This window comes from Hymenobacter mellowenesis, from assembly GCF_030581005.1.
Classification (GTDB): Bacteria; Bacteroidota; Bacteroidia; order Cytophagales; family Hymenobacteraceae; genus Hymenobacter; species Hymenobacter mellowenesis.
The window spans coordinates 223928-241950 of the sequence record NZ_JAUQSX010000006.1 but is presented as its reverse complement, the minus strand read 5'-3'; the positions used below and the strand labels follow the sequence as shown (position 1 = coordinate 241950).

Sequence of the window (18023 nt, the reverse complement as noted above, 5' to 3'; positions counted from 1 at the left end):
TTTCCGGATATATGGGTTACACTACCTGGTTCGTTGGCATAAAGGAAGCGGCGCAGCTACCGTTTCAGGATTCACTTTATCGCTAAAAATCATGAAGTACCATCTGGGTTTTGCGCTGGGTCTGGCCGTGTTGTTGGGTGGTTGCAGCCACGCACATAAGGAAGAAGCTGATGAGGCGGTTGCCGATGCGCCATTGCGGGAGATGAATGCTCCGGCAATGCTTATCGCCCCGTCGGCGCCGAGCCAAAATCAAAACGACGACCGTGAAGCCACTGCTACTGTACTGCCCGGCCCCCGGCCCTACACCGAATCTATCGTTGCGCCGTCCCGCCTGCTCATCTACCACGCCGACCTGCGCTTGAAGGTAACCAACCTGCCCCGCGCCAGCGCCAGCCTCGACAGCCTGGTGCATCGCAACGGCGGCTACCTGAGCGCGTCGACCGAAGTGCGGGCCGACGGCGAATGGCGACAGGCCATGACCATTCGGGTAGCGCCGGCCCGCTTCCAGCCCCTGATGGCTGCGCTGGGGGGCGTAGGTACGGTGGAGGAGAAGAAGCTGACCACCGACGACGTGACCGCGCAGCACGCCGACGTAGCCGCCCGCCTCACCACCAAGCGAGCCGTCGAAAAGCGTTACATTGACCTATTGGCCCGCGCCAAAAAAATCAGCGAGGTGCTGGAAATCGAAGGAAAAATTGGCGAAGTACGTGAGGAAATCGAAAGCACCGAAAGCCGCCTCAAAACCTTGAACGACGAAGTAGCTTACTCCACCATTTCGCTCACCTGCTACCAGCCCCTACCCCAAACTGTGCCCGAGGCGCCGGTGGTATCGTTCGCCAGCCGCGCGGCCGAATCCTTCTATCTGGGCTGGACGATTATCACCAGTCTCGTCATCGGTTTGGTAGCACTGTGGCCGTTCCTGCTTCTTACGTCTATTATCTGGTGGGCGGTACGGGCGCTGGCGGCTGCGCAACCAGGCGCAGGCCTAGCCGAAGTTCTACAAAAAAGGGCCTCCCGCATACGCGGGAGGCCCTTTTCTATTGCTGACATCCAGGCTTAGTCAATTACCAAATCCACAATGGCATTCACCACCGACAGCGCCAGGCTGAATAGCAATGCATTGAGAAAGCCATGCACATCAAAGCTGTCCATCAGGAAATCGGCCAGCTTCACAATGATGACGTTGATAACCAGCAGGAACAGGCCCAGCGTGAGCACCGTGATGGGAAAGCCCAGAATTTTAAGAATAGGCTTTACGATGGCATTCAAAAGGCCCAGCACTAGCACCAAAATGAGCGCGCTGCTGAACCCGCCGAGCGCCACGCCCGGCAGCACCATGCTCAGGCCATACACCAGGGCGGCTGTGAGAATGAATTTGAGAATAAAACCAAGCATGTGAACGGGGATTAAGGTGGAAGAAGCTTATTCGGCCGCGACGCCCTTCGCCGTGAGCCGTCCTTGCGATACGGCCATCCAGTTGCAAAGTTGGTAGAGCAGGCGCGCGCCCACAATGGCGTTCCACTCGGTGTCGCCGGGGGCCACTTCGTTCAAATCGCAGCCGATAATGGTGATGCCCGAACGCACGATGGCGCGCAGCAGGTAAGTGGCTTCCTCATACTCCAGGCCGCCGGGCACGGGGGTGCCGGTGCCGGGGCACAATTTGGGGTCGAGGCCATCAATATCGAAGCTGATGTACACCTTCTTGGGCAGCTGCGCGATGATTTTGCCGCATACCTTCTTCCAGGATTTCTTGGCAAATTTCTCATCGCTCAAAAAACGCTGGCCAAATAGCGCCACCCGACCATTCGACTTGTCGATGACCTCAGCCTCCTGCTGGCAATAGTCGCGAATGCCTACCTGCACCAGCTTCTTCACCTGCGGCAATTCCAGCGCGTTGTGCATGATGCTGGCGTGCGAGTAGCGGAAGCCTTCGTAGGCCGGGCGCAGGTCGCAGTGCGCGTCAAACTGCAGAATGGCAAACTCTTCGTGGCGCTCGGCCAGAGCATGCAGATAGCCCAGCGGCGTGCTGTGGTCGCCGCCCAGCACCACCACCCCTTTGCCGGCGTCGAGCAAAGCGCCGGTTTTATCCTTGAGCCACTTCAGCATTTTCTCGCCTTCGGCCGTCACCTGGCCGGGCACACCGCTCATTTTTGCATGTTCGGCCTCGGGCTCGCCGGCTTCTAGCCAGCCAATGTAATCGGCCGCCCGGGGGCGCAGCTTGCGGCTTGTATCGGCAATGGTTTCGTCGGCATCTTCCATAGCCAGGCCCAGTTTCCAGGCATCGGGCAGGTCCGGGTCGTAGAGGTCAACCTGCAGCGAGGCTTCGTGGATAGCAGCGGGTCCGTCGGCCGTGCCGGCTCGGTAGCTCACCGTCACCTCCCAGGGCACGGGCACCACCACCACCTGGGCTTCTTCGGCCGTGAAGGGCAGGCCGAACAGACCGCCCGCCGCGTCGCCGGGAGCATTGGGGTCGAAAGAAGCTATTTTCTTGGCTAAGGCCGCGTCAGTTTTAGACATGATGAGTTAGTATTTAATTGAAATTTAGGGGATAAGAAGAACGTCATGATGAGCAAAGCCGAAGCATCTTTACCGCTGCACTAACTCAAATTAGTTGCGCAGGAAAGATGCTTCGGCTTCGCTCAGCATGACGTTCTACGAAGTGCAGGAATGAAGCGCTTACGCCGACATCTGGCTACCCAGGAAATCGTAGCTGCGAATGATTTCGAGGATTTTAGCAAATGTAACCCGGTCGAAAAACAGCATAAGCGGCAATTCCACCATGTTGTCCTTGTCCGAGAACTGCGTAATCACCGAGAAAATGAGCGGCTGCAGTTGCTGCTGCGGCATCAGCGACTGCATGGCCGTGGCAATATCGCCTCGCGGCGCCGTGGGCGGCGCACCGTAAATATTGGCTTTGAGAATGTTAGCCAACTGCGTGACCAGGGCACCGGTGATGATGTTGCTGATTTCCAGCAGCAGCGATTCCTGCAGCTCGTTCACGTCCAGCGTATCAGCGATTTGCATGCGCAAACACACACGCGAGAGCCGTTGAATGTGCTGGCCGGAAAAGAACATCAGCGTGGTGCCGTTGAAATCGCCGCGAATATCGGACTGAATGGCCACGTGCTTCGACTGATACTCCCGCACTTTGCGCATGATGTCGTCGCTCATCAGCAGGTCGATGTTCGGCACTTCCAGCAACACCCGTTCCTGGGCAATGACGGCGAACGAATCAGCCGCCCGGGCGAGGCCGATGTTCAAAATCTCGCGGATTATATCACGCTCTAAGTCAGTCATCGATAAATCCATAGCGGTGTAATTGGGGGGAAGTGCAGCTGCGCGGACTGGTGTGAAAGAAAAGGGAAATTAGGGACGTTTGTTCAGAAACAGCCGGGTCAGGGCGGGCACGTCGAGCACGAGGCAGACTTGCCCACTGCCCAGCAGGGTGACGCCCCCAAAAAGGTCAATGGTATCCAAGGGTTTACTCAAGGGCTTGATTACGATGTTTTGCTGCCGAATAAATCGGTCAACCACCAAGCCCAGGCGGCGGTTATTGTAGTTCACCACCAGTACCTGTTGGGGCCCGGTGATATCGTCGCGGGTGGCAAAGGGCAGCGGCCCGTCGCCTTCGTCGTACAAAAGCTGGCGCAACGGCACCAGCGGCACCGATTGCTCCTGAAAATAAGTAACCAGCACGCCGCCCACCACCGAAATCTGGCCGGGATGGAGCGAAAGCACCGTATCGGTGTGCAGCAACGGCACGGCATAGGGCCGTTCCTCTACTTCTACCAGTAGGGCGCCCTTCACGGCGATGGAAGTCGGGAGCACAAGCGTGAACGTGGTACCCACGCCCAGCTCCGATTCGACCCGCAGTTGCCCGCCCAGCGAATCAAGCGCCAGCTTCACCACATCAAGGCCCACGCCGCGGCCCGAAATATCGGTCACTTTCTGCGCCATCGAAAAGCCAGGCTCAAACAGGAACGCCCAAACGGCTTTTTCATCCAATGTGGCCGCGGTATTGGCCGAAACCAGGCCGCGCTCCACAGCTTTACGGCGCACGGCTTCGGTGTTGATGCCGCGGCCGTCGTCGCGCACCTGAATGAGCACGTCGTCGCGCTCCGTCAGGGCTGACAGGTTTAGTTTCCCCACAACCGGCTTGCCAGCGGCCAGGCGCTGCTCGGTGGTTTCAAGGCCGTGGCTGACGGCGTTGCGCACAAGGTGCAACAGCGCGTCAGTGATGATTTGCAGGATGTTGCGGTCAATCTGCACGTCCTGGCCGCTCAAAGTCAGCTCCACTTCTTTCCCTTCGGCCGAGGCCACGTCGCGCACCACGCGAGGAAATTTATTCAGCAGCACCCCAACGCCTACCAAGCGGGCGTCCATCACACTGTACTGCAAATCGTCGGAAATGCGGAACAGATGCTGGGCCGTAGCCAACAGCGCCGGGTTGTCCAACTCCTGGGCCAGCGTCATTATCCGGTCGCGGTCAATGACCAGTTCGCCTACCAGATTCAGCAGATTGTCAAGCTTTTTGACCTGGATATAGACCAGGTCCGACAGCTCCATTTTTTTGTTGGATTCCTCCTCCGACTCGGCGGCCTCTTCAGCATCCAGGATGGGCTCTTCGCCCCGCACCAAGCGGTCGAGGTTATCGAGCAGAGCGGTAGCATCGGGCAAGGGCTGGTTGGCCCCCACCGCCCGAATCATATTGCCGAGTGCATCCACACCGGTAAATACCACTCTCGTCAGCGGGCCGCTGAACGTGCGTTCCTGGTCCCGAATCAACCCAAACAGGGTTTCGAGGTGGTGAGCCACTTCGCCCAAATCGTTGAAACCCATGGCCCGAGCGTTGGCCTTGAGGTTGTGCATGAGCCGAAACAGCTCGTTGAGCGACGGCCCGGCATTGGGGTTTCGCTCCAGCTCGCTCAAGTGCCGGCTCATGGAGTCATAGTACTCCAGCGCTTCGGCCATAAACAGCTCCCGGTATTCCTGGTCGCGCGTTTTCATTGGCCGAAATAAATGGTAAGGCGTAGGCTACACTCCACCGCGCGCAGGCACCACCGGCCGTTTCCGGCAGGCAGGCATGGCACGACGAAGCGCTGGCGCAACACTTAGGCAGACTGTTCGGAGGCGTCGCCTTGCAACGCCGACCCTACGATTTCCAACACCTTCTCTTCCGAGAACGGCTTCACGATGTAGGCCAAAGCTCCGTTTTCGATGGCTTCGGTGACGATAACCTCCTGGCCTACGGCACTGCACATCACCACTTTAGCCGAAGGCTGAATCTGGCGCAGGCTTTTCAACACGTCCAGCCCGGTGTTGTCGGGCAGAATCACATCGAGGGTGATGAGGTCGGGCGAAGTGGCGGTGGCCATTTCCAGGGCCTGCGCTCCATTGGCTGCTTCGCCTACTACTTCGTAGCCGGCATCGGTCAGCATGTTTTTAAGCATCGTGCGCATGTAAAAAGAGTCGTCGACGATGAGGATGCGCTTGTTCATGGAATTGGGTGACATGAGAATTATAACGAGGGTGGTGCCGGGCTTGCGGCGCCCGGCTTGGCATCATACGGGCTTGCGCCTACGAAGATGCCCCTTTGCCTGGCAAGCGCAGTACTTCACTCGGAGTGAGCAGCTTGCGCATGTCGAGAACGATGATGATACCGCCTTCGGGCAGTTTGGCAATGCCTTCAAGGTATTTATCGCGGGTACCGGCGTCCTGCACAAACTCCGGCGCCGGCTCAATCTGGCTCAGGGGCAATGTGAAAGGGCGTGGTACTTCGCGCACCATCAGGCCGAGGGTGTAATCGGCCGCTTCCACGGCCACGGTGTAGCTGCGCTCGGGCAGGGGGCGCCCCGCCGGCCGCAGCCGGAACCGCTCTTCCAAATCCAGAATGGCGATGATGTCGCCGCGCAGGTTGGCGATGCCTTTGATGAAAGGCGGCGTTTTGGGCATGCGCGCCACTTCGGGTGTCACGGTCACCTCCTTTACTTGTTCGATGCGGATGCCATAGTCCTCATCGCCAAGGCGAAACACGATGAGCTGGACCAGCTCAGCAGGTTTGGCGCGCTCGGCTTTGGGGGCGGCGGCTAATTCAATCTCGGCCATGCGATAGACGAAAAAAAGCTATGCGGTTAGACTGATACTTATTTCTTAGCCTTGGCCTTAGGAGCAACTTTGGCAGCTTGACCGTTGCCACTCTCCTGCCCGTTTTTCGGCTGGCTGTCAGCTTTAGCGCCAGCACGAACCTTACGACGGGCGGCCGGCGACGGGCTGGCGGCAACCACCGGTGCCTCTGCCTGGGCCGAACGTGGAGTACGGCGCGCGGTGGGAGCAGAAATCGGAGCTTCAATCTCGGGGCGAGTTGCCCGGCGCGTCATGCCATTCTGCCGCCCGTTGCCAGAAGTTGGTGCCTGCTCGGGAGCTGCCTGGCCGCGGCGGGCTATGCCGTTTTGCGGTGCGGCGTAAGCGTCCCGGTTGCGATACGCATCGCGGGCTACCGGACGGCGCACGGGTTCCGGCTCCGGCTCGGGCTCGTAGGTGTATTCGCTGAGCTGGAAGGTTTCGAGGCCGGCCTGCAGGTCGTCGGCAATATCGGTGAGGCGCTGCGAGCTGGTGGTCAGCTCCTGCATAGCCGTGGAGAGTTGCTTGGCAGTACCGGCTACTTGCTGCGTGCCGGTAGCGGTTTGCTCAGCAATGGCTACCACTTCTTCCACGTACTTCACCACGTCGCCAATCGAGGTTTTTTGTACCTCGGTGGCGGTGAGAATGTCGCGCGACGTGCGGAGCGTTTCGCCGCTGCTGGTGGCAATGTTTTTAAAGGCCGAGCTGGCTTCGAACGTGGCGTTCTTGCCCTTGAGCACTCGGTTTTCCATGGTCGAAATAGCGGTAGCGGCCGAGGTGGTGTCCTTCCGAACGTCCTCTACCAGCGTGGCAATTTCGTTGGCCGATTTGCGGGAGCCTTCGGCCAGCTTGCGGATTTCCTCGGCTACCACGGCGAAGCCGCGGCCGGCTTCCCCGGCGCGGGCGGCTTCGATGGCGGCGTTCAGGGCCAGCAGGTTGGTTTGGGAGGCGATGTCGGTAATCACGCCCAGCGACTTGCTGATTTCACCCGACCGGGTGCTCAGTACTTCAATGGTGCGCGAGGTTTGCGAAGCGGCGCTGGATATTTCTTCCATGTTTTTCACCACTTCGGCCACCGTTTTCAGACCGAGTTGCGAGGTTTGCTCACCGAGGATAGCCGATTTGTTCACGACGTCGGCCTTATTGGCCGTTTCCTTGGTGGCCTGCATGATTTCCTCAATCAGCTTGAAAGCCTGGTCGGTCTTGAGAGCTTGGTTCTGAGCACCTTCAGCCATCTGCTGCATGGCCAAGGCCACGTCAACCGTTACGCGGCTCATTTCCTGGCCTTTACCGGCCATTTCTTCCGACGAAGTCCCCACAATCTGCGACGAATCGTTGATTTCGCCGAGCAACTCGTTCAAGTTTTCCACGGCCAGGTTGAGGGCGTTGGCCATGGCCAGGATGTCGCCCGTGGTGGGTACTTCCACGCGCTGGGTCAGGTCGCCTTCCGAGATGGCGCGCACCACGCGGCTCACTTCCAGCACCGGCGAGGCGATGGATTCGAGCAGGGCGTTGAGCGTGTCCACCAGCTCTTTCCAGGAGCCCGACACGCCGGTTACGGTGGCCCGCTCGGTCAGCTTGCCTTCCACACCGGCCACTTTGGCCACGCGGCTTACTTCCGAGGCGAGGCGGTTCAAGTCATCCACCATGCTGTTGATGGTGTCGGCCAAGTCGGCCACTTCGCCTTTAGCTTGCAGCGTCAGCTTCTGGGTCAAGTCGCCTTTCGATACGGCGGTTACTACCTTCACAAGGCCCCGCACCTGCGTGGTGAGGTTGGAGGCCATGTAGTTTACGTTGTCGGTCAGCTCCTTCCACACGCCGGCCACGCCGGGCACGCTGGCCTGGCCGCCGAGCTTGCCCTCGGTACCCACTTCCTGCGCCACGCGGGTTACCTCGCCGGCGAAAATGTTCAGCGAGTCCACCATTCGGTTCAGGTTGTCCTTCAGGTCGAGCAACTCGCCGTTGACGTTTACCGACACTTTCTGGCTCAGGTCGCCGCGCGATACAGCCGTGGCCACGTTGGCAATATCCCGCACCTGCGAGGTCAGGTTGCTCGCCATCGTGTTCACGTTGTCCGTCAGGTCTTTCCAGGTACCGCGCACGTTGGGCACTTTGGCTTGGCCGCCGAGCTTGCCTTCGGTGCCTACCTCGCGGGCCACGCGGGTTACTTCGTCGCCGAAGGTGTTCAGCGAGTCCACCATTTCGTTGAGGTTTTCCTTCAGCTGGAGCAGCTCACCGCGCACGTTCACCGTAATTTTCTGGCTCAGGTCACCTTTGGCTACGGCGGTGGCCACGTTGGCAATGTCCCGCATCTGCGAGGTCAGGTTGCTGGCCATCGTGTTCACGTTGTCCGTCAGGTCCTTCCAGGTGCCCGATACTTTGGGCACGTTGGCCTGGCCGCCCAGGATACCTTCGGTGCCCACTTCGCGGGCCACACGGGTTACCTCGCCAGCGAATACGTTCAGCGAGTCCACCATCTGGTTCAGGTTGTCCTTCAAGTCGAGCAACTCGCCTTTCACGTCTACCGTCACCTTCTGCGTCAGGTCGCCGCGTGATACGGCGGTGGCCACGTTGGCAATGTCCCGCACCTGTGAGGTCAGGTTGCTGGCCATCGTGTTCACGTTGTCCGTCAGCTCTTTCCAGGTGCCGCCGACACGGGGCACCACGGCCTGGCCGCCGAGTTTGCCTTCGGTACCTACTTCGCGGGCCACGCGGGTTACTTCGTCGCCGAAGATGTTGAGCGAGTCCACCATCTGGTTGAGGATGTTCTTCAGCTCCAGAATTTCGCCCTTCACGTTCACCGTCATCTTCTGGCTCAAGTCGCCGCGGGCTACGGCGGTTGCCACGTTGGCAATGTCCCGCACCTGCGAGGTGAGAGCCGCGGCCATGTCGTTTACGTTGTCGGTGAGGGCTTTCCACACGCCGGCCACGTTCGGCACGCTGGCCTGGCCACCGAGTTTACCTTCCGTGCCTACCTCTTGTGCCACGCGGGTTACTTCGCCGGCGAACAGGTTCAGCGAGGCCACCATCTGGTTCAGGTTCTGCTTCAGCTGCAGGAACTCGCCTTTTACATCAACAGTAACCGTCTGGGTCAGGTCACCTTTAGCTACCGCGGTTGCCACGTTAGCAATGTCTCGTACCTGGCTGGTAAGGTTACTAGCCATGTAGTTTACGTTGTCGGTCAGGTCCTTCCACACGCCGGCTACGTTCGGCACTACGGCCTGGCCGCCGAGGCGGCCTTCGGTGCCTACTTCCTGCGCCACGCGGGTTACTTCGCCGGCGAACAGGTTCAGCGAGTCCACCATCTGGTTCAGGTTCTGCTTCAGCTGGAGCAGTTCGCCTTTTACGTCTACCGTTACTTTTTGCGACAAGTCGCCTTTGGCTACGGCGGTAGCTACGTTGGCAATGTCCCGTACCTGCGAGGTCAGGTTGCCGGCCATGTTGTTAACATTGTCCGTCAGGTCCTTCCACACGCCGGCCACGTTGGGCACTGATGCCTGGCCGCCGAGTTTACCTTCGGTGCCCACTTCCTGGGCCACGCGGGTTACCTCGCCGGCGAACAGATTGAGCGAGTCCACCATCTGGTTCAGGTTCTGCTTCAGCTGCAGGAACTCGCCCTTAACGTCAACAGTGATTTTCTGCGAAAGGTCGCCCTTTGCTACCGCGGTGGCCACGTTGGCAATGTCCCGCACCTGCACGGTGAGGTTCGAAGCCATGTTGTTTACGTTGTCGGTCAGGTCTTTCCAGATGCCGCCCACGTTGGGTACCGAGGCCTGGCCGCCGAGCTTGCCTTCGGTGCCTACTTCCTGCGCCACGCGGGTTACCTCGCCGGCGAAGATATTCAGGTTATCAATTGTCTTGTTGATGGTTTCGGCCATCAGCTTGAAGTCGCCCGACACCGGAATCTGGAAGCTTTCGTCCAGGTTGCCGCGGCTGATATTCTTCAACACCTTGCCTACTTCTAGTACCGGCACGGCAATGCTGTCCACGAGGCCGTTGATGTTGTTCACCATGTCGCGCCAGAAGCCGGCGGCACCGTCGGACGAGGCGCGAGCCTTGAGGTTACCTTCTACGCCGGCCACTTTCGAGATGCGCGACACTTCGCCGCCCACGCCGGCAATCATGTCCACCATCGAGTTATATGCTTCGGCGATTTCGGCGAAGATGTCGTCGTTCTGCTTGGTGAGGCGCACCGAAACGTCGCCTTTTTTGAAGGCGTCGAGGGCGTAGAGCACGCGGTTCAGCTGGTCGTTGACGTAGCCGGGGTCCTGCGTGTCGATGGAGCCGCGCGAGCCGCCTTTTTTGCGGGTCAGGTCATTATTAGTCCGCACTACATCGAGCGACGAAACCGCGCCGGCATCCGGCATTCCGCCGGTTTCGCCTTCCGTAGCGGCCACTTCTGGGGTGCGGCGGGGCTTAGATTGCGGAGTCTTGGGGGAAGCCATATAGTATAGGTATCAATCGGCGGGAAGAAGGACAAAAGGGAAGGCGAAGGTACGCGCGTTCGGCGGCAATAAGCAAAGGCAGAATTTGGCACCGAAAGCAATGAACTCACCGCCTTCAATGAGGTGTTGAAATGGCCCGAGCGCGGCTGGATTATTGCTAGGTATGCATTCGCTAGGAATATTCCGGCATCTTTGCGGCCAATTTAACATTTCGCCGCGGCTGGCCGTTTCACTCCCCCTGCCCCCTCTTTTGGTTTGCCGTAACCCTTACCCGCCCACATGGTCAAGAATTTAGTAATCGTCGAGTCGCCGGCCAAGGCCAAAACCATAGAAGGCTACCTCGGCCAGGATTTCGTGGTGCGCTCCAGCTATGGCCACGTGCGCGACCTGCCCAAAGACAACAACGCCATCGACATCGCCAACGGCTTTAAGCCCACTTATGTGGTATCGGCCGACAAGCGCGAGCTTATTGCGCAGCTGAAAAAACTTTCCAAAGAGGCCGAAATGGTGTGGTTGGCGAGTGACGATGACCGCGAGGGCGAAGCCATTTCGTGGCACCTGGCCGAAACGCTGAACCTGCCGGCCGCCAAAACCAAGCGCATCGTATTCCGAGAAATCACCAAAAATGCCATTCTGGGCGCCATCGCCAACCCGCGCGAGGTGAACCAAGACTTGGTGAATGCCCAGCAAGCCCGCCGTGTGCTCGACCGCCTCGTGGGCTTCGAACTGAGCCCCGTGCTCTGGAAGAAGGTGAAGCCAGGGCTGAGCGCTGGCCGCGTGCAATCGGTGGCCGTGCGGCTGGTGGTAGAGCGCGAACGCGAAGTAGCCAGCCACTTGAGCGCCAGCGCGTACCGCGTAGTGGCCCGCTTCGATGCTGGCCGCGGCGCCGTGCTGGAAGCCGAGCTGCCCACCCGCTACAAAACGCGCGCTGATGCCGAAGCTTTCCTGGGCCGTTGCGTGGGCGCGACGTATCAGATTGAGAGCCTTGATAAGAAGCCGGGCAAGCGCAGCCCTGCCGCGCCGTTCACCACGTCGACCTTGCAGCAGGAAGCCTCGCGCAAGCTGGGCTTCTCGGTGGCCCAGACGATGAGCGTGGCCCAGAAGCTGTACGAAGCCGGTAAAATCAGCTACATGCGGACTGACTCTGTGAACCTCTCGCAGGAAGCCCAGGCCGGTGCGCAGGCCGCTATCACGGCCGCTTATGGGGCCGAGTACCACCAGCAGCGCATTTTTAAAACCAAATCGGCCTCGGCGCAGGAAGCTCACGAAGCCATTCGGCCCACGGACTTTGGCGCGGTGAAGGCGGGTTCGGATGCGTCAGAGCAGCGGCTGTACGACCTCATTCGCAAGCGGGCCATGGCTTCGCAAATGGCAGAGGCGGTGATTGAGCGTACCACGGCGGTAATTGGCATCGGCACGCAGCCGGGCACCACGTTTACGGCTACGGGTGAGGTGATTACGTTTGAGGGGTTCCTGAAAGTGTATGCCGAAAGCAAGGACGATGAGGATGAAGACGACGCCAAGGATGGCGAATCGAGCTTCTCGCGTGGTCTACCGCCGCTGAGCGTGGGGCAGGTGTTGCCCCTGCAGCGCTTGAATGCCACGGAGCGTTTCTCCTCGCCGCCGCCGCGCTACACGGAGGCTTCGCTGGTGAAAAAGCTGGAAGAAATGGGCATCGGCCGGCCTTCGACTTACGCCCCCACCATCAGCACCGTGCAAAAGCGCGGCTACGTGGAAAAAGACACCCGCGAGGGCAAGGAGCGCAAGTTCCACGTGCTGACGCTGGACGGCAGCCAGGTGCAGACCGAAGTAAAAACCGAGAACTACGGTGCCGAGAAAGCCAAGCTGTTCCCGACGGATACGGCCATGGTGGTGAACGACTTCCTGGTGGCGCACTTCCCGGTGATTGTGGACTATCAGTTCACGGCCAAGGTGGAGGACGAGTTCGACCAGATTGCCAACGGCCACGAGAACTGGACGAAGATGCTGGACGGCTTCTACGGCAAGTTCCACGCGACCATTGAGGCCGGGCAGGACATTGAGCGCAACACGCTAGGCAGCACCCGCGAAATCGGTGTGCACCCCGAAACGGGCGAAAAGATAACTGCCCGCCTGGGCCGCTACGGTCCCTACGTAGCCCTTGGCGACACCACCGACCCGGAAGTGAAGCCGGCCTACGCCAACTTGCGCAAGGGTCAGTTCATTGAGAGCATTACGCTGGAAGAGGCGCTGGATTTGTTTAAGCTGCCGCGCATCGTAGGGCAGTTTGAGGACAAGGACATGACGGCCAACCTCGGCCGTTTCGGCCCATACATCCGCCACGACAGCAAATTCTACTCGCTCACCAAGGAGCAGGACCCGCACACCATCACGGCCGAGGAGGGCGTGGCGCTGATTGAGAACAAGCGCAAAACCGACGCTGAGCGCCTCATCAAGGCATTCCCCGAAAACCCGGATATCCAGGTGCTGAACGGCCGCTTTGGGCCCTACATCGTGGCCGGCAAGAAGAACGTGAAGATTCCCAAAGGCGAGGAGCCCACCGAACTCACGCTGGAGCGCTGCCAGGAGCTGGCCGACGCCACGCCCGACAAGCCCGCCAAAGGCGGCCGCTTCGGCAAGAAGGCGACGCCAGCCAAGGAGGAAAAGGACACGGATGCGCCGACCAAAAAGGCTGCTAAAGCCGCTACGGCCAAGAAACCCGCCGCTAAGAAAACCGCCGCCAAAAAGCCGGCGGCGAAGAAACCCGCCACCGCCAAAACCGCTGCGGCTAAAACCAAGACGGCTAAAGCGTAATTAATTGATAAGTAAAGTATGGGCCAGCCGTTGGGCAGAGAAGCGCTAGCTTTTCGCCCGGCGGCTGGCTTATTGCTGCCTCGTATTTTTAGCCTGAGTATGCTGTCATTCATCAAGCCATGGAAAACGCTGAAGTCCACGCTGGTTTTTGATAACCCGTGGTACAAGCTGCGGCGCGATGAAGTAGAACTGCCCAATGGGCAGGTGCTGAATGATTATTTCGTGAGTGTGCGGCCCGAGGTGGTGCTCACTTTTGCAGTTACCGATGCGGAGGAGGTGCTGTTTGTGCGCCAGTACAAGCACGGCGCCGGGCGCATCCTGCTGGAACTGCCCGGTGGTGTGATGGACGCCCACGAAACCGACCCGACCGAAGCCGCCCGCCGTGAGCTGCTGGAAGAAACCGGCTATTTGGCCGACGACATCACGCCCCTGACCACGGTGTTCGACAATCCTACCAAGGACACCAACCGGCTGCACTTTTTCTTGGCCCGCCGGGCGCAGTGGACTGCCGCCCAGCACCTCGACCCCACCGAGAATATTGAGGTAGTGAAGGTGCCGCTGGCCGATGTAGAGGCGCTGGTGCTGAACGGTAGCATCGGAGTATCGGGCTCGGTGGCGCTGTGTTTGCTCGCACTCGGGCACCTGCGGCAGGAAGCAGCGGGCTGAGAAAACAGGTTATATCACCAGCATTATGCTAAAATGAACGAGCGGCCGTTATCTGAGCACAACTCCGATACGGCTCTGATGAAGCTTCTTTTCCCCTTTTTGACGTGGCTACTGCCCGCAGCTATTTCGGCACCGCTGGCCCCGGTAGATTCGCCCCGGCCCGCGGGCCCCTCCTACCCGTGGCTGGCCAAACCCGGCGCGGCGGCGCAGGCACTGGCCGCCCGCTTTCCGGCACCGGGTGGATGCCGCCGGGTGGCGGTGGCGCCGGGCTCGTGGGGCGAGTGGCTGCGCTACCTGCCCCTCAAGCCGGCGGGTACCAAAGCCCGGCTGTATAATGGCGCGCTAAAAAACCGACAGGAGGTGGTGGCCGCGGTGGCCGACATCGATGTGGGCACCCAGGATTTGCAGCAGTGCGCCGATGCCGTTATTCGCCTGCGGGCCGAGTACCTGTTCAGCCACGACCCCAATAAGGTGCATTTCCACCTCACCACAGGCTACGACTTCTGGTTTTCGGACTTTGTGGCTGGGAAGACGTTTCGCGTAGCAAAAGAGGAAGTGTTGCCCGCCAACCGGCCCGCCGAGCCGGCTACGCACGCGGCTTTGGGCCGCTACCTCATCCCCACGTTTGGCTACGCCGGTACGCTCTCGCTCAGCCGGGAGCTCCAGGCCAAGCCACTTGCCGCTATCCAGCCAGGCGATGTGCTCATTCACGGCGGCGCGCCGGGCCACGCGGTGCTGGTGGTGGATGTGGCTGAGAATGCTACGACGCACCAGAAATACTTACTTCTGGCCCAGAGCTACATGCCGGCCCAGAACATCCACGTATTGCGCAATGTGGATGCTCCGGCCCTGGGTGCCTGGTTTGCCGTGCCCGGTCCGGCCGAGGCAGAGTTCGATACGCCGGAATGGACGTTTGGGCGGCAGGAATTGGGAAGGTTTGAATAGGGCAGCGCCGAATCAGCGCACGTCAATGGCCTCGATTTCCGGCGCGCTCAACTCCGAGAAATGCTGAATAACGCGGTCGGCCAGTTTTAAATCCTGGCCGGCGGAGTGCTCGCTGGCGTAGCCGATGCAGTAGATGCCGGCCGCTTTGGCGGCAGCCACGCCATTGGCCGAATCTTCGATAACGATGCACTCGGAGACGGGCGTTTCGGCCAGTTCGGCGGCACGCAGGAAGATGGCGGGGTCGGGCTTGGAGCGTTCAAAATCCTCGCCGCTGATGCGGTGCGTGAAATACGGACCCAAGCCGAAACGGTCGAACACCCGTGAAATGGTGGCTTTGGACGCCGAGGAGGCCACTACCAGCTGCACGTCGTGCCGCCGCAGGTCTTCGATGAGGGCGCGCACGCCGGGCAACAGGTCGAGGCTGGCGTCTTCGTCGAAAGACTTATTGAATAGTTCGCGCTTGCGCAGCACCATGGCTTCAACGTCCTGCGAGAGGTGGTATTTCTCTTTCAGGTGCTGGAATACGTTGCGGGTCGATTTGCCCAGGAATGTGGCGTATTCGGCTTCGCTGACGGGAGCGCCCAGCTCGGCAAACTGCGTGAAAAAGGCGTGGTGATGAATCGGCTCGGTGTCGATGATGACGCCGTCCATATCGAAAATGACAGTACGAATCATGGGATGGGGCACAAGGGTGGCCGTGGGCAAAGGTATCGGCCCCAACTACAGCGGGGCGAAGAATATGTTGGAACATTTTTCTAACGAATGATGTATAGACATTAAATGTATGTACATTTGTATTATCAACGCACCTAAACAACCGCCTATTTTATGGCCCGCACCGTTCTGCATCTCGCCAACACCCGCGGCCACGCCAACCACGGCTGGCTCAATTCCTTTCACACATTCAGCTTCGCCGGCTACAACAACCCCGAGCGCGTGCACTTCGGCGCCCTGCGCGTGCTGAACGACGACACCGTGGCCGGCGGCATGGGCTTCGGCAAGCACCCGCACGACAACATGGAAATCATCTCCATCCCGCTCTCGGGCGATTTGGAGCACCAGGACTCGATGGGCAACAAAACCGTCATCCGCCAGCACGACGTGCAGGTGATGAGCGCCGGCACCGGGGTGGCCCACTCCGAAAAAAACCACAACGCCAGCCAGGAAGTGAAATTCCTGCAAATCTGGGTATTCCCGAAAGAGCGCGGCATCAAGCCCGCCTACGGCCAGGAAACCTTCGCCCCGCAGGCCCGCCACAACCAGCTGCTGCAGGTAGTGTCGCCCGCTGGCGAGGGCACCAACCCGCAAATCAACCAAGATGCCTGGTTCCACATCGGCAACCTCGACAAAGGCTTTGCCACCGACTACGCCGTGAAAAAAGCGGGCAACGGCGTCTACGCCTTCGTGCTGGAAGGCGACGTGACCATCAACGGCCAGGCCCTGCACCGCCGCGACGGCTTCGGCATTTGGGAAACCGGGAAGCTGGAAATCAGCGCCGACAGCAACGCCGAGCTGCTGCTGATGGAAGTACCGATGGAGTTTTAATCGTGCTGACGGGCGCCTAACCCCCCCGGCCCCCTCTCCTCAGGTAGAGGGGGTGCCAGTTGAACATTTGCTCTGTCATCTTTGATAAAAGTCATCAACAACCCAGCCGCGCCGCCTCGGCTTCCCCTTTTCTTTGGGAGAGGGGGCCGGGGGGTGATGTGCCCCACCAGAACATCCCCAATGAAACCCGCCACCACCCACTACCCCGTCCACGAACTCATCCGCAACCGCTGGAGCCCGCGCTCCTTCACGGCCCAGCCCGTAGAGCAGGACAAGCTAAACCAAGTGTTTGAAGCCGCCTCCTGGGCCTTCAGCGCCATGAACCTGCAACCCTGGCAGTACATCTACGCCCACAAGGCCGACACCGAAGCCTTCCAGAAAATCCTCGATTGCCTGGTGCCCGGCAATCAGCCCTGGGCCAAAAACGCCCCCGTGCTTATCATCGCCCTGGCTCAGACGGCCAACGCCGACGGCCAACCCAACGGCGCGGCCATGCACGACCTGGGCGCCGCCAACGCCACCCTCATGCTGGAAGCAACCGCGCTGGGCCTGCACGGCCACCTCATGGGCGGCTTCGGCCGCGACAAAACCCGCCGCGACTTCCACCTGCCCGACAACCTGACCCCGGCCGTGGTGATGGCCCTCGGCTACATCGGCGAGGCGGAGCAGCTCGAAGAGCCCTACCTGAGCCGCGAAAAAGGCGCCCGCTCGCGCAAGCCGGTGGCCGAGTTTGCCTTCCGCAACGAGCTGCCCGCCGCCGCTCCCGCCCAATGAAAACCCGCCTCACCCGCGCCGTCGAGCGCGGCCTCAAGGACATTGGCTGGCTGAAAAGCCACCTCTCGCTCAGCTTCGGCCCCTACCCCGACCCGGAGCGCAGCGGCTTCGGCCTGCTCCGCGTCTTCAACGACGACGTGGTGCAGCCCGGCGGCGGCTTTGGCATCCACGGCCACGCCAACATGGAAATCATCTCGGTGATGCTGGCCGGCAGCATGAACCACAAGGACACCCTCGGCTACACCGAAGTGGTGCACCAGGACTGGGTGCAAATCATGAGCGCCGGCTCGGGCCTGCGCCACGAGGAGCACAACGTGGGCGACACCGACGTGAACTTCCTGCAAATCTGGATTGAGCCCAAACTCCAGAACATCGGCCCGCGCTACCAGCGCCGCCAGTTCCCGGAAGCGAAGCGCGAGAACCAGCTCACCACCATTGTGAGCAACGAGGAAGGCCAAGCCCACTGCTGGATAAACCAGAACGCCAAGCTCTCGCTCGGCTACTACACGGAGGCGCAAACCGTGGACTATGCCTTCCGGCCGCTAAATAAGCTGCTGTTTCTGTTCGTCATCACCGGCTCAGTCACGGTAGCTGGCCAGGAAGTGCAGGAGCGCGACAGCCTTGGCATCTGGGAAACGGACAGTGTGCGCATTGAGGCAGCGGCTGATACCCGGTTTCTGCTCATTGAGTGCCCGATTAACCACTGATTGGCAGGTTTGATTGCAACAAAGCGCC

At 60.1% G+C, this 18023-nt stretch carries 15 protein-coding genes; 7 read left to right on the top strand and 8 right to left on the bottom strand.

The window, feature by feature from the left end; genetic code table 11:
- Positions 1–91 precede the first annotated feature (91 nt).
- Positions 92–1060, top strand: coding sequence for a DUF4349 domain-containing protein (locus Q5H92_RS13410; protein ID WP_305012041.1), 969 nt, complete (start codon positions 92–94; stop codon positions 1058–1060).
- On the opposite strand, the gene Q5H92_RS13405 is transcribed toward Q5H92_RS13410, so the two are convergent.
- The 7 genes from Q5H92_RS13405 to Q5H92_RS13375 form a co-directional block, all read right to left on the bottom strand.
- Complete coding sequence (locus Q5H92_RS13405; RefSeq protein WP_305012040.1) at positions 1057–1395, bottom strand: phage holin family protein; 339 nt, start codon at positions 1393–1395, stop codon at positions 1057–1059. The genes Q5H92_RS13410 and Q5H92_RS13405 overlap by 4 nt on opposite strands.
- Positions 1396–1422: 27 nt before the next feature.
- Complete coding sequence (locus tag Q5H92_RS13400) at positions 1423–2517, bottom strand: agmatinase family protein (RefSeq protein ID WP_305012039.1); 1095 nt, start codon at positions 2515–2517, stop codon at positions 1423–1425.
- Positions 2518–2676: 159 nt separating this feature from the next.
- Positions 2677–3261, bottom strand: a complete 585-nt coding sequence (locus Q5H92_RS13395) for a chemotaxis protein CheC (protein WP_305012038.1) — start codon at positions 3259–3261, stop codon at positions 2677–2679.
- Between the two features lie 105 nt (positions 3262–3366).
- Positions 3367–5007, bottom strand: coding sequence for a chemotaxis protein CheA (locus Q5H92_RS13390; RefSeq protein ID WP_305012037.1), 1641 nt, complete (start codon positions 5005–5007; stop codon positions 3367–3369).
- Between the two features lie 104 nt (positions 5008–5111).
- Positions 5112–5513, bottom strand: a complete 402-nt coding sequence (locus Q5H92_RS13385; RefSeq protein ID WP_305012036.1) for a response regulator — start codon at positions 5511–5513, stop codon at positions 5112–5114.
- Positions 5514–5577: 64 nt separating this feature from the next.
- Positions 5578–6105 carry a chemotaxis protein CheW gene (locus tag Q5H92_RS13380; RefSeq protein ID WP_305012035.1) on the bottom strand — a complete coding sequence of 176 codons (528 nt, stop codon included), beginning with the start codon at positions 6103–6105 and terminating at the stop codon, positions 5578–5580.
- Positions 6106–6143: 38 nt separating this feature from the next.
- Entirely contained in the window at positions 6144–10565 is a 4422-nt protein-coding gene (locus Q5H92_RS13375) for a HAMP domain-containing protein (protein WP_305012034.1), read from the bottom strand.
- A gap of 279 nt (positions 10566–10844) precedes the next feature.
- On the opposite strand from Q5H92_RS13375, the gene topA reads away from it, so the two are divergent.
- The 3 genes from topA (at position 10845) to Q5H92_RS13360 (ending at position 14969) form a co-directional block, all read left to right on the top strand.
- Positions 10845–13358, top strand: a complete 2514-nt coding sequence (gene topA / locus Q5H92_RS13370) for a type I DNA topoisomerase (protein WP_305012033.1) — start codon at positions 10845–10847, stop codon at positions 13356–13358.
- 99 nt (positions 13359–13457) lie between these two features.
- A complete protein-coding gene (locus Q5H92_RS13365) occupies positions 13458–14024 on the top strand; it encodes an NUDIX hydrolase (protein WP_305012032.1) in 567 nt (188 codons plus the stop codon).
- Between the two features lie 78 nt (positions 14025–14102).
- Positions 14103–14969, top strand: coding sequence for a DUF4846 domain-containing protein (locus Q5H92_RS13360; RefSeq protein ID WP_305012031.1), 867 nt, complete (start codon positions 14103–14105; stop codon positions 14967–14969).
- Positions 14970–14981: 12 nt separating this feature from the next.
- Here the strand turns inward: Q5H92_RS13360 and Q5H92_RS13355 are convergent, their stop codons facing one another.
- Entirely contained in the window at positions 14982–15644 is a 663-nt protein-coding gene (locus tag Q5H92_RS13355) for an HAD family hydrolase (protein ID WP_305012030.1), read from the bottom strand.
- Between the two features lie 153 nt (positions 15645–15797).
- On the opposite strand from Q5H92_RS13355, the gene Q5H92_RS13350 reads away from it, so the two are divergent.
- The 3 genes from Q5H92_RS13350 (at position 15798) to Q5H92_RS13340 (ending at position 17995) form a co-directional block, all read left to right on the top strand.
- The gene (locus tag Q5H92_RS13350; RefSeq protein ID WP_305012029.1) at positions 15798–16514 is read left to right on the top strand and encodes a pirin family protein; all 717 of its coding nucleotides are present in this window, start codon (positions 15798–15800) and stop codon (positions 16512–16514) included.
- 180 nt (positions 16515–16694) lie between these two features.
- Positions 16695–17288, top strand: coding sequence for a nitroreductase family protein (locus Q5H92_RS13345; protein WP_305012028.1), 594 nt, complete (start codon positions 16695–16697; stop codon positions 17286–17288).
- Positions 17285–17995, top strand: a complete 711-nt coding sequence (locus Q5H92_RS13340) for a pirin family protein (protein ID WP_305012027.1) — start codon at positions 17285–17287, stop codon at positions 17993–17995. Before Q5H92_RS13345 ends, Q5H92_RS13340 begins: the two co-directional genes overlap by 4 nt.
- Positions 17996–18023 lie beyond the last annotated feature (28 nt).

Bases quoted from the DNA above. Each gene is read 5' to 3' on its own strand.
- Q5H92_RS13410 (WP_305012041.1), top strand. From the start codon at position 92: ATGAAGTACCATCTGGGTTTTGCGCTGGGTCTGGCCGTGTTGTTGGGT.
- Q5H92_RS13405 (WP_305012040.1), bottom strand. From the start codon at position 1,395: ATGCTTGGTTTTATTCTCAAATTCATTCTCACAGCCGCCCTGGTGTAT.
- Q5H92_RS13400 (WP_305012039.1), bottom strand. From the start codon at position 2,517: ATGTCTAAAACTGACGCGGCCTTAGCCAAGAAAATAGCTTCTTTCGAC.
- Q5H92_RS13390 (WP_305012037.1), bottom strand. From the start codon at position 5,007: ATGAAAACGCGCGACCAGGAATACCGGGAGCTGTTTATGGCCGAAGCG.
- Q5H92_RS13385 (WP_305012036.1), bottom strand. From the start codon at position 5,513: ATGTCACCCAATTCCATGAACAAGCGCATCCTCATCGTCGACGACTCT.
- Q5H92_RS13380 (WP_305012035.1), bottom strand. From the start codon at position 6,105: ATGGCCGAGATTGAATTAGCCGCCGCCCCCAAAGCCGAGCGCGCCAAA.
- Q5H92_RS13375 (WP_305012034.1), bottom strand. From the start codon at position 10,565: ATGGCTTCCCCCAAGACTCCGCAATCTAAGCCCCGCCGCACCCCAGAA.
- topA (WP_305012033.1), top strand. From the start codon at position 10,845: ATGGTCAAGAATTTAGTAATCGTCGAGTCGCCGGCCAAGGCCAAAACC.
- Q5H92_RS13365 (WP_305012032.1), top strand. From the start codon at position 13,458: ATGCTGTCATTCATCAAGCCATGGAAAACGCTGAAGTCCACGCTGGTT.
- Q5H92_RS13360 (WP_305012031.1), top strand. From the start codon at position 14,103: ATGAAGCTTCTTTTCCCCTTTTTGACGTGGCTACTGCCCGCAGCTATT.
- Q5H92_RS13355 (WP_305012030.1), bottom strand. From the start codon at position 15,644: ATGATTCGTACTGTCATTTTCGATATGGACGGCGTCATCATCGACACC.
- Q5H92_RS13350 (WP_305012029.1), top strand. From the start codon at position 15,798: ATGGCCCGCACCGTTCTGCATCTCGCCAACACCCGCGGCCACGCCAAC.
- Q5H92_RS13345 (WP_305012028.1), top strand. From the start codon at position 16,695: ATGAAACCCGCCACCACCCACTACCCCGTCCACGAACTCATCCGCAAC.
- Q5H92_RS13340 (WP_305012027.1), top strand. From the start codon at position 17,285: ATGAAAACCCGCCTCACCCGCGCCGTCGAGCGCGGCCTCAAGGACATT.